Here is a 10,735-nt window from a genome sequence, read left to right on the forward strand (position 1 = left end):
GAAAAAATGTCGCATCCCTCGCAAACGTCAGACCCGATGGTCAATCTCATCGCCACGCTCGATCTCGAGAAGCTGGAAGAGAACCTGTTTCGCGGCGAAAGCCCGCAAATCGGCTGGCAGCGGGTTTTCGGCGGCCAGGTCATCGCTCAGGCCCTGATTGCGGCACAAAGAACGGTGGATGATAACCGCGAGGTGCATTCGCTGCATTCCTATTTCATGCGCCCCGGCGATCCGCTGGTGCCTATCGTCTACCAGGTGGAGCGTATCCGCGACGGCGCAAGCTTCTGCACCCGCCGCGTGGTTGCCATCCAGCATGGCAAGGCGATTTTTTCCATGTCGGCGTCGTTTCAGATCTTCGAGGACGGTTTTACCCATCAGATAAAAATGCCTGATGTAACGCCGCCCGAAAAACTGATGAGTGAAGAGCAGATGCAGGCAGCCTTTCTGGCCAAGGCGCCGGCTTCGATCCGGAACTACTGGAGCAACAAGCGGCCGATTGAGATACGTCCGGTTTCACTGACCCATTATATCTCGAAGGAAAAACTGGAACCGCAGCAGGACATCTGGGTCCGCGCCGTTGGCGACGTGCCTGACAATCCGCGCCTGCAATCGGCCATTCTCGCCTATCTCTCGGACATGACCCTGCTCGACACCTCGCTTTATGCCCATGGCACGACGATCTTCGATCCATCCATTCAGGTGGCAAGCCTCGATCATGCCATGTGGTTCCACCGTCCCTGCCGGCTGGACGACTGGCTGCTCTATACGCAGGACAGCCCCAGCGCCTCAGGCGCCCGCGGCCTGACCCGTGGCAATATTTTCACCAGACAGGGTGAACTGGTCGCATCCGTGGCACAGGAAGGTCTGATCCGCAAAAGGGCAACTGATTAAATAATGTGCTTTTTTCAAAAACCGCACATTTAATAGACGAAAATTGCGCGTCTTCGTGCCCGTTTTTCAGACGCCTGTCATATAAATTTTATATTTCAATAAGTTAGACGCCCCGTCCAAAACTGGCACGCCCTTTGAATGTATGTCCGCAGTCGCTGTTACTGATCTGCCAGCGGCAAGGAGAGTCGGCTCCGTGCCGAGGACAAACAAAGGATGGGAAACCAGATGAAAATTGTGATGGCCATTATCAAGCCGTTCAAGCTGGATGAGGTGCGCGAAGCGCTCACCGGCGTCGGCATCCAGGGCCTGACCGTGACCGAAGTGAAGGGTTACGGACGCCAGAAGGGGCATACCGAGATTTATCGCGGCACGGAATATGCGGTGAGCTTCCTTCCCAAGCTGAAGATCGAGATCGCCGTCGCATCCGACGTCGTCGACAAGGCTGTCGAGGCGATCGCATCCGCGGCAAAGACCGGGCAGATCGGTGACGGCAAGATCTTCGTCTACTCTATCGAACAGGCCGTGCGCATCCGTACCGGCGAAACCAACACAGAAGCGCTTTGAAGCACGGCTGACAGGGGAGTTTTCTCGCTATGCAATTCAACAAGTTTTCAACACTCGGCAAGCTGGGCGCCGGTATGGCAGCCCTGATGGCCCCGGCCATCGCCTTTGCCCAGGATGCCGCGCCGGCAGCAGTAGCGGCACCCGTTCCGGAAAAAGCCGACACAGCCTTCATGTATGTCGCGACGATCCTCGTGCTGTTCATGATCATTCCCGGTCTGGCGCTGTTTTACGGCGGCCTTGTCCGCACCAAGAACATGCTCTCCGTTCTGATGCAGTGCACGGTCGTTGCCGCAGTCATGATGCTCGTCTGGGTGATCTACGGTTACTCCTTCGCCTTCGGCGGCAGCACCGGCCCCTATTTCGGCGGCTTCGGCAAGCTGTTCCTGTCCGGCGTTTCGCTTGACAGCACCTCGGCAACCTTCTCTGAAGGCGTGGTGATCTACGAATACACCTTCATCGCCTTCCAGATGACCTTTGCGGCCATTACACCGGCGCTGATCGTTGGTGCGTTTGCGGAACGCGTCAAGTTCTCCGCCGTCATCCTCTTCACCATCTTGTGGGCCACCTTCGTCTACTTCCCGATTGCACACATGGTCTGGGACGCAAATGGCCTGATCTTCGGCATGGGCGCTCTCGACTTCGCTGGTGGCACGGTCGTTCACATCAATGCCGGTATTGCAGGTCTGATCGGCGCGATCATGGTCGGCAAGCGCACCGGCTTCGGCAAGGACATGATGGCACCCCACTCCATGACGCTGACGCTGGTCGGCGCAGCCATGCTGTGGTTCGGCTGGTTCGGCTTCAACGCCGGCTCCAACCTCGAAGCATCCGGCGGTGCGGTTCTCGCAACCATGAACACCTTCCTCGCAACGGCTGCCGCCATCGTTTCCTGGTCGCTGGTTGAAAGCTTCACCCGCGGCAAGGCCTCCATGCTGGGCGCCGCTTCGGGCATGATCGCCGGCCTCGTCGCCGTCACGCCTGCTGCCGGCTCTGTCGGCCCGATGGGTGCCATCGTTCTCGGCCTCATCGTCTCGCCGATCTGCTACTTCTTCGTCTCCGTGGTGAAGAACAAGTTCGGTTATGACGACACGGCCGACGTCTTCGGCGTGCACGGCATCGGCGGCATCATCGGCGCCCTCGGCACCGGCATCTTCACCTCGCCGCTGCTCGGCGGCACCGGCAAGGCGGACTTCTCCATTGCCTCGCAGGTCTGGACGCAGTTCGTCGCCGTCGCCATCACCATCGTCTGGTGCGCCATCGTCTCGGCGATCCTCTACAAGATCGTTGACGTGATCGTCGGCCTCAGAGTTCCGGTGGAAGCGGAACGCGAAGGTCTCGACCTCGCAACCCACGGCGAAGCCGCTTACCACTCCTGATATCTGGAAAAGGGGTTCTCCATCCCCTTTCCCAAAAAGAAAGGCCCGTTTCGACGGGCCTTTTTCTTTGCCGCAAATCCGCCGAAGACGTCAAAAATCCGCATGGTTAACACGACATTAACCAGCAAGCGGTTAGTTTTCCCTGTCAATCCGGGATCAGGTCAACTGCCGGATCTTGCCGAAACCACAAAAACGACGGGTTCAGGGACATGGGCAGAATGCAATCTCCGACATTCGATGGTCGTCACACGCGCTTCGTGCTGACGGCGTTTTTCGTACGTCAGATCATGGCTCTGGCCGGTTTTGCCCTGCTTGCGACGATCGCGCTGGGCATTGCCGCTCTCGCCACATGGAATGTCGCCGATCCAAGCCTGTCCTATGCCACGGGGAACCAGCCCACCAATCTCCTGGGTTACGGCGGCGCCATCTTCGCCGATATCGTCATGCAGTTCCTCGGGCTTTCCGCAATCATTTCCCTTCTTCCGGTCATCGCCTGGGCAATCACCCTGATCGCCGGCCGCAAATTCAGCCGGCTACCCGCACGCCTCGTCGCCTGGGTCGCAGGCACCATCGTCTGCGCCGCCTCGCTTGGCTGTTTTCCCGCCCCCGTCACCTGGCCGCTGCCAAACGGCATCGGCGGCGTCATCGGCGACATGATTCTCCGCTTTCCCGCCCTTTTTATCGGCGCTTACCCAACCGGCACCATTGCAACCGTGCTGGGCGTCATATTCGCAGCGCCCGCCGCCTGGCTGATGCTGTTTGCCGCAGGCGTTGTCGGCGGCCTGGACGATGAACTCGAGCGGGAAGAACCGGCGCCGGTTGCGAGCAAGACTCGCGCCGCGCGTGAGATCGAAGAGGATGATGAAGACGACAGTGAAGGCTTCTTCGCCAACATTCTCGCCTTCGGCGCGCTCACACATTACTGGTACACCACTCAGGCGCGCTTACGCCGCCTGTTCGGCCTGAAATCGAAGTCCCTGCACGATGAATTCGAGCATCCCTACGATTTCAACGAATATGAATTCGGCACGCTGAACGAGCCCTCACGCCTGAAGACCGCAATCAACCGCCTTGACCAGCGCTCCGAACCATCTTTCGAGGAACGTGCCGCATCACGCCGGCAGATGTCGCCTCCCTCCATCGCGCTCGATCATGATGGCGACATGGATGACGAAGCGTCTTTCGACGCGGACGGACGCCGTCTGCCGAGCGGCATCCTGTCGGACGACGACAGTGCCGACGAGACCGATCAGAAATTCACCCCCAGACAGGCACCCGGACGCGGGCAGCCCAGAATAACCGCTGCCTCGGCACGCCCCAAACCCAGCGAACGCGTGGCAAGGGAAGCGCAGGCCTCGTTTATCGCCGCAGACGGCTTCCAGTTGCCCACCGTTCATCTTCTGGCGGAACCGAAGAACGTCGTGCGCGACAATATGCTGAGCGAAGAAGTACTCGAGCAGAATGCCCGTCTGCTGGAAGGGGTCCTTGAGGATTTCGGCGTCAAGGGCGAAATCATCCATGTCCGCCCCGGCCCTGTCGTCACGCTCTATGAACTGGAGCCGGCACCCGGCATCAAATCCTCGCGTGTCATCGGCCTTGCAGATGACATTGCCCGCTCCATGAGCGCGATTGCCGCCCGTGTCGCGGTTGTGCCCGGCCGCAACGCCATCGGCATCGAACTGCCGAACCAGACGCGCGAAACCGTGTTCCTGCGCGAACTGATTGGCAGCCGCGATTTCGAAAACAGCAAGGCCAAGCTCGCAATGGCGCTCGGCAAGACGATCGGTGGCGAGCCCGTCATCGCCGATCTCGCCAAGATGCCGCATCTTCTCGTCGCCGGCACCACCGGTTCGGGCAAGTCGGTCGCCATCAACACCATGATCCTGTCGCTGCTTTACCGCATGTCTTCAGAACAGTGCCGCCTGATCATGATCGACCCGAAAATGCTCGAACTCTCCATCTATGACGGCATTCCGCATCTGCTTTCCCCCGTTGTCACCGATCCCAAAAAGGCCGTCGTGGCCCTGAAATGGACGGTGCGCGAGATGGAGGAACGCTACAAGAAGATGTCGAAGATCGGCGTGCGCAATATCGACGGCTTTAACAGCCGCGTGCAGCAGGCACTCGACAAGGGCGAAATCCTCACCCGCACCGTGCAGACCGGCTTCGATCGCCAGACCGGCGAAGCGATGTACGAGACGGAAGAGTTCGATCTGAAGCCCCTGCCCTATATCGTCGTCATCATCGACGAAATGGCCGACCTGATGATGGTAGCGGGCAAAGACATCGAAGGCGCGGTGCAGCGCCTGGCGCAGATGGCGCGCGCTGCCGGCATCCATGTCATCATGGCCACCCAGCGTCCGTCCGTCGACGTCATCACTGGCACCATCAAGGCCAACTTCCCCACCCGTATCTCCTTCCAGGTGACCTCGAAGATCGACAGCCGCACCATTCTTGGAGAGCAGGGCGCCGAACAGCTGCTCGGCATGGGCGACATGCTCTACATGGCGGGCGGCGGGCGCATCCAGCGCGTGCACGGCCCCTTCGTTTCCGACAACGAGGTGGAGGAAATCGTCGCCTATCTGAAGACACAAGGCTCGCCGGAATATCTGGAGGCGATCACCGAGGAAGACGACGAGGATGGCGCTGGCAGCGGCCCGGCCGGCACTGGCAACTTCTCCGATTCCGAAGACCCCTATGACCAGGCTGTCGCCGTCGTACTGAGGGATGGAAAAGCCTCCACCTCCTATGTGCAGCGGCGTCTCGGCATCGGCTATAACCGCGCCGCCTCGCTGATCGAGCGCATGGAGCAGGAGGGCATCATCGGCCCCGCCAATCATGCCGGAAAACGCGAAATCCTCGTACCCACGGAAGCGGATATCATCGAGCGGTAATGGCATGCCCCCCGAAAGTGCATAGCGGTTTCGGGATAACGACATGCACAAGGCAAAGGCCCGACGCCTCGCGCAACCAAGCGGCGCCAAGAAGCGTTATTACACGCTTCCAACGTCATGAAGCCGCCGCCTTTTATGCGGACAATCGCTGCGATGAAGGAGAACAGAATGAACGACCTCACCACCGGCGAAACGGCCACCGCAAGCGCACCTGAAAACGGGATGACGCGGCGTGGCGTGCTGACGGCATTTTCCATGGCCGCGGTCATGGCGGGCCTGTCGCCGCTCGACGCCTTTGCCCAGGCAGCCGGCAATGGCGCAACCGCGCAGAAAATCGCCAATCACTTCTCGTCGGTCAAAACCATGATGGGCGAATTTGTGCAGTTTGGCCCGCGCGGCGAACAGACCGGCGGCAAATTTTACATCGAACGGCCCGGCAAGCTTCGCTTCAATTATGAAGACCCCTCACCCATGCGGGTCATCGCCGATGGCAAGAATGTCGTCATCGGCAACATGAAGCTGAAGACATGGGATCTCTATCCGCTGTCCAAGACGCCTCTCAGCCTGCTTCTGTCCGACAAGATCGACCTCGGTAACCAGAAGGTGCGGGACGTGAAGGAAGAATCGGACCTGACCACCATCGTTTTGGGCGACAAGAGCATCTTCGGCGATTCGACCATCACCCTGATGTTCGACCCGAAAACCTTCGATCTCAGGCAATGGACGACGACCGATGCGCAGAACAAGGACACCACCGTCATGATCTTCAACGTGCAGACGGGTGTGAACCTCGATGAGCGCGTCTTCAACATCAACTATGAGGAAGTGCGCAAGCGCGGCTGAGCACGCTCTATTTTGGAAAAACGATTCGAAGGCGGCCTTGTGGTCGCCTTTTTCATTTTGCCGCTAAAATACATTCCCGTTTTCATCGCGATGTTATAAGCCTGCGCCCCGGAAACATGTCTCGAAACAACGGAGTTCGGGGCAGCAAACGCGGAGCACAGTATGTCGTTTTCGATAACCACCTGGAACATCAACTCTGTCCGGCTGAGAATGCCGATCGTTGAGCAGTTTCTGGTGCGTTACAAACCCGACATTCTCTGCCTGCAGGAGACGAAATGCCCGAATGGCGAGTTTCCGATGAAACCGCTGAAGGCGCTGGGTTATGAGCACGTCATCATCCACGGCCAGAAGGGCTATCACGGTGTGGCGATCGCCTCGAAAATTCCGCTGACCGAAGACCACCGGCAGGACTATTGCGGTATTGGCGATGCGCGGCACATCTCGGCGATTTTTCAGGTCGGATCGCGCCGGGTGCGGCTGCACAATTTCTACGTTCCGGCCGGTGGCGACGAGCCGGATCGGTCGATCAATCCGAAGTTCGGCCACAAGCTCGATTTCATCGAGGAAATGAAGGCGCTGCGGGCCGATGGCGTGCCCGGCACTTCCTCCATCCTTGTCGGCGATCTCAACATCGCACCGTTTGAAAATGACGTCTGGTCACACAAACAACTTCTGAAGATCGTCAGCCACACGCCTGTCGAAACCGACGGCATGCTTGACATCATGAAGCAGGGCAACTGGCTTGATCTGATGCGCCTGAACGTGCCGGAAACGGAAAAGATCTATACGTGGTGGAGCTACCGCGCCAAGGATTGGGAAGCGGCCAATCGTGGCCGGCGTCTCGACCATATCTGGTCGTCGCAGGATCTCGGCCCCTCGCTCGAAAAAATCGACATATTGCAGGAGGCACGCGGCTGGAACCGGCCATCGGACCACGTTCCGGTTACGGCTCATTTCCGGTTCTGAAGCAGCGTTTTCCAGGCGGCCTCAAACGAAGCGGTTCTGTAAACGGGCCGCACCCGCCGCGAGCGCGGCGATATTGTCACGGATGCGTGCCGACACGATATCGGCAACCTCCGGAAACTCCTCCACCAGCCGGTGAAACAGGATACGCGTTATCCGGATGACCTCGGAATCCTCCGCCGCAACGGCAGTGAATTTCCGTTCACAGAGGGTAAAAAGGGCAAGTTCGGACAGAAGCGCTCCTTTGCCCGGTGTTGCCTGCAGTTCGGGTTTACCGTCCCGCCCCGCCGTAAAAAGCTCGAAATGGCCTGATGTCACCGCAAAGGCGCATTCCGCCGGCGAATGCTCCCGAAATAGCGTCTGCCCCGCCGATACCCTGCGGCGTTCCGCACCGAAGGCTATGAGCCGCAACTGATCGTCGCTGAACCCCGCAAACAACGGCACTTGCCCCAGCAGCATGATATCGTCCGTCAAGGCCATGTCGTTCGTTACTCCGGAAAACCGCCTGCATCACTATAGCGGTTTTCCAATATCAGCCTTCAAAATACAAGGTGTTAGAACGCCGCGCGCCTTTTCGGACGCGCGGCGTGAACCTTTAACTGCGACATATGGGGGACGTAAAGAGCGCACTGCTCAGGGTACGATCTTGTATCCGCCGTTCTCGGTGACCAGAATTTCAGCGTTGGAAGGGTCTCGTTCGATCTTCTGACGCAGACGATACACATGCGTTTCGAGCGTATGCGTCGTCACACCGGAATTATAACCCCAGACCTCTTCCAGCAGGACGTCGCGGGTAACAACGGCGCTGCCGGCACGGTAGAGATAACGGATGATCGCCGCTTCCTTTTCCGTCAACCGGATTTTCTTGCCGTCTTCGGTCGTCAAAAGCTTCTGGCTGGGCTTGAACTGATAGGGACCAACGGTGAAAACCGCATCCTCGCTCTGTTCATATTGACGCAGCTGCGCCCGAATGCGCGCCAGAAGCACGGCGAAGCGGAAAGGCTTCGTCACGTAATCATTGGCGCCCGCTTCAAGCCCGAGGATCGTGTCGGAATCGGTGTCATGGCCGGTCAGCATGATGATCGGCGCCTTGAAGCCACCCTTGCGCAACAGCTTCACGGCCTCTCGGCCGTCCATGTCCGGAAGGCCGACATCCATGATGAGGAGATCAACCTGGGCGGTCTTGGCGGTCTGCATCGCCTGCGCGGCATTTGCACCGCTCAGCAGCGAGAATTCCTCATAGGGAGACAATTGCTCGGTCAGCGTCTCCCGAAGATCGTCGTCATCGTCCACCAGAAGGATAGTGCGAGCCGTCATTCGGATTCTCAGCCTTTCTTACTTTAGCGCCTCGGCTCAAAAAATCGGGCTCGATTTTAGGGAAGCACGATGCCTAGTTTAAAAGAGTTAGAGCATTCGCTGCGCATCGATAATGACGCGCGGCGCTCTAATTATCAGCCAATTCAGCGGTTTGCCGGTAAAAGGTCAACCCATTGCCATGATATAACGAAGTGCTATGACTTCACGTTAAATAACCTGCAAAGCAAAATCTCGTGAAAAACATGAGCAAACCCTCGCCAAGACAACGTAAACGCGCATCAACGCTCGTGGTTCGGCCGGCTCCGTCAAAAATCAGCCGTGCCATTGTCCAGCTCGGACACCTCACCTTTCCCGCCGCAATCGGGCGCAACGGCCGCACCGCGATGAAACGCGAGGGAGACGGCAAATCACCCATTTCCCTCACCCGCCTGCTGCACGGATTTTATCGCGGCGACCGTAATACCGGCATCACCACAACATTGCCGATGCAGCGGACGCGCGGGTCCATGCTGTGGTGCGACGAACCCCGTAACGCCAATTACAACAGGCTGGCCAAGGCGCCGTTTGCGCCAAGCCATGAGGAAATGATGCGCAAGGACGGTCTCTACGACGTTTGCTTGGTGCTTGACTGGAACATCACCTCGAGAAGCCGCAACCGAGGCTCGGCGATCTTCATGCATTTGATCCGCCCGGGATATGAGCCGACCGCTGGCTGCGTCGCCCTGCACGCCAGAGACATGCGGCGTATTCTGCCGCATATGCGCAAGGGCACGAAAATTCGCATCCTTTGAGATGCATCCTGCAATCGGACAACAAAAAACCCGCCATTCCGGCGGGTTTTTTTAGAAAGGAGAAGCCTTGTGTTAAGCGGCTTCGTCCTGAGAATCGTCCTCTTCAACAGCCTTGCCACGCTTGGGGCCTTTGGCAAGGTTGACTTCCACTAGGCGAACAGCCTCGGTTTCGGACATCTTGTTGACGGCGGCAATTTCGCGCGCCATGCGATCGAGAGCAGCTTCATAAAGCTGACGCTCGGAATAGGACTGCTCCGGCTGATTTTCGGCACGGTAAAGATCGCGCACCACTTCCGCGATTGCGATAAGATCGCCGGAATTGATTTTCGCATCATATTCCTGGGCGCGGCGCGACCACATGGTACGCTTCACGCGTGCCTTGCCCTGCACCACTTTCAGCGCCCGCTCGACAAAATCGCCTTCGGAAAGCTTGCGCATGCCGATGCTGACAGCTTTGGCGACGGGAACTTTAAGACGCATCTTGTCTTTTTCGAAATCGATGACAAAAAGCTCAAGCTTCATGCCGGCAACTTCTTGTTCCTCGATTGCAGAAATGGTACCGACACCATGAGCGGGATACACAATCGCTTCACCGGTCTTGAAACCGTGATGTGCTGGAGATTTCTTCTGCTGGGTCGTCATTCGTTCTAAAAACTCCCTGTTACATACCCGGCAATGCCGGGGTTGGGTCGGTCAGGCCCTGATGAGACGGGGGAACCGTCAGGTGACTCCGCACTGGTCCAGCCGTGCACGCAAAAAAACACCTTCCCGTCTTGCGGGGTTCGATAACGTAAACGCTCGATATGTCACGGAAACCGCGTGCAAAAGAGGTGTTGCTTTCGTGGTGTTTTTGGGCACACAAATGCCACGCTGTGGATCAGTGTCGTTGGTGTACCACAAAAATAGGCGCAAATCAATAATTTGCTTCGACCGTGGCCGCAACATCACATGGCGGCTCAATAACCGCCTAAAAATTAGCCGCTAAAATACTGTCAAATGCTTTGCGACAGACCCTCATGGCAAAAGAAGCAAAAAAATTTCACTTACCGACCAAAGAAATACGAAAGCCTCTTAAACTCTTCGTAATTCCACGCCA

General features: G+C 57.9%; 10 protein-coding genes. 7 read left to right on the top strand and 3 right to left on the bottom strand.

The window, feature by feature from the left end; genetic code table 11:
* The first annotated feature begins 6 nt into the window (after nt 1-6).
* The 6 genes from tesB to QSV77_RS12225 all read left to right on the top strand — a co-directional run bounded on the left by tesB (nt 7) and on the right by QSV77_RS12225 (nt 7,534).
* A complete protein-coding gene (gene tesB / locus QSV77_RS12200) occupies nt 7-891 on the top strand; it encodes an acyl-CoA thioesterase II (protein WP_302733654.1) in 885 nt (294 codons plus the stop codon).
* A 213-nt stretch (nt 892-1,104) separates the two neighbouring features.
* Nucleotides 1,105-1,455, top strand: a complete 351-nt coding sequence (locus QSV77_RS12205) for a P-II family nitrogen regulator (protein WP_019565993.1) — start codon at nt 1,105-1,107, stop codon at nt 1,453-1,455.
* Nucleotides 1,456-1,484: 29 nt separating this feature from the next.
* Complete coding sequence (locus QSV77_RS12210) at nt 1,485-2,831, top strand: ammonium transporter (RefSeq protein ID WP_302733655.1); 1,347 nt, start codon at nt 1,485-1,487, stop codon at nt 2,829-2,831.
* Between the two features lie 218 nt (nt 2,832-3,049).
* Nucleotides 3,050-5,725, top strand: a complete 2,676-nt coding sequence (locus tag QSV77_RS12215; RefSeq protein WP_302733656.1) for a DNA translocase FtsK — start codon at nt 3,050-3,052, stop codon at nt 5,723-5,725.
* 117 nt (nt 5,726-5,842) lie between these two features.
* Nucleotides 5,843-6,568: an outer membrane lipoprotein carrier protein LolA gene (locus QSV77_RS12220; protein ID WP_161991382.1), complete on the top strand. Its 726-nt coding sequence runs from the start codon at nt 5,843-5,845 to the stop codon at nt 6,566-6,568.
* 162 nt (nt 6,569-6,730) lie between these two features.
* A complete protein-coding gene (locus QSV77_RS12225) occupies nt 6,731-7,534 on the top strand; it encodes an exodeoxyribonuclease III (RefSeq protein ID WP_271362571.1) in 804 nt (267 codons plus the stop codon).
* A 21-nt stretch (nt 7,535-7,555) separates the two neighbouring features.
* Here the strand turns inward: QSV77_RS12225 and QSV77_RS12230 are convergent, their stop codons facing one another.
* Together QSV77_RS12230 and QSV77_RS12235 are read right to left on the bottom strand one after the other, a co-directional pair.
* On the bottom strand, nt 7,556-8,011 hold the full coding sequence (locus QSV77_RS12230; protein ID WP_046799641.1) for a cyclic nucleotide-binding domain-containing protein: 456 nt from the start codon (nt 8,009-8,011) through the stop codon (nt 7,556-7,558).
* Between the two features lie 153 nt (nt 8,012-8,164).
* Nucleotides 8,165-8,848, bottom strand: coding sequence for a response regulator transcription factor (locus tag QSV77_RS12235; protein ID WP_003492637.1), 684 nt, complete (start codon nt 8,846-8,848; stop codon nt 8,165-8,167).
* 242 nt (nt 8,849-9,090) lie between these two features.
* Between QSV77_RS12235 and QSV77_RS12240 the strand changes: the two genes are divergently transcribed.
* Nucleotides 9,091-9,639, top strand: coding sequence for a L,D-transpeptidase (locus QSV77_RS12240; RefSeq protein WP_271362572.1), 549 nt, complete (start codon nt 9,091-9,093; stop codon nt 9,637-9,639).
* Between the two features lie 72 nt (nt 9,640-9,711).
* On the opposite strand, the gene QSV77_RS12245 is transcribed toward QSV77_RS12240, so the two are convergent.
* Nucleotides 9,712-10,281 carry a CarD family transcriptional regulator gene (locus QSV77_RS12245; RefSeq protein WP_004444078.1) on the bottom strand — a complete coding sequence of 190 codons (570 nt, stop codon included), beginning with the start codon at nt 10,279-10,281 and terminating at the stop codon, nt 9,712-9,714.
* Nucleotides 10,282-10,735 lie beyond the last annotated feature (454 nt).

It is taken from the genome of Agrobacterium sp. V1 (assembly GCF_030518355.1).
Taxonomy (GTDB): Bacteria; Pseudomonadota; Alphaproteobacteria; order Rhizobiales; family Rhizobiaceae; genus Agrobacterium; species Agrobacterium cucumeris.

Excerpts from the sequence above, each read along its gene's own strand:
- QSV77_RS12240 (WP_271362572.1), top strand. The coding sequence starts at position 9,091 with ATGAGCAAACCCTCGCCAAGACAACGTAAACGCGCATCAACGCTCGTG.
- tesB (WP_302733654.1), top strand. The coding sequence starts at position 7 with ATGTCGCATCCCTCGCAAACGTCAGACCCGATGGTCAATCTCATCGCC.
- QSV77_RS12230 (WP_046799641.1), bottom strand. The coding sequence starts at position 8,011 with ATGGCCTTGACGGACGATATCATGCTGCTGGGGCAAGTGCCGTTGTTT.
- QSV77_RS12235 (WP_003492637.1), bottom strand. The coding sequence starts at position 8,848 with ATGACGGCTCGCACTATCCTTCTGGTGGACGATGACGACGATCTTCGG.
- QSV77_RS12205 (WP_019565993.1), top strand. The coding sequence starts at position 1,105 with ATGGGAAACCAGATGAAAATTGTGATGGCCATTATCAAGCCGTTCAAG.
- QSV77_RS12210 (WP_302733655.1), top strand. The coding sequence starts at position 1,485 with ATGCAATTCAACAAGTTTTCAACACTCGGCAAGCTGGGCGCCGGTATG.
- QSV77_RS12245 (WP_004444078.1), bottom strand. The coding sequence starts at position 10,281 with ATGACGACCCAGCAGAAGAAATCTCCAGCACATCACGGTTTCAAGACC.
- QSV77_RS12225 (WP_271362571.1), top strand. The coding sequence starts at position 6,731 with ATGTCGTTTTCGATAACCACCTGGAACATCAACTCTGTCCGGCTGAGA.
- QSV77_RS12215 (WP_302733656.1), top strand. The coding sequence starts at position 3,050 with ATGCAATCTCCGACATTCGATGGTCGTCACACGCGCTTCGTGCTGACG.
- QSV77_RS12220 (WP_161991382.1), top strand. The coding sequence starts at position 5,843 with ATGAAGCCGCCGCCTTTTATGCGGACAATCGCTGCGATGAAGGAGAAC.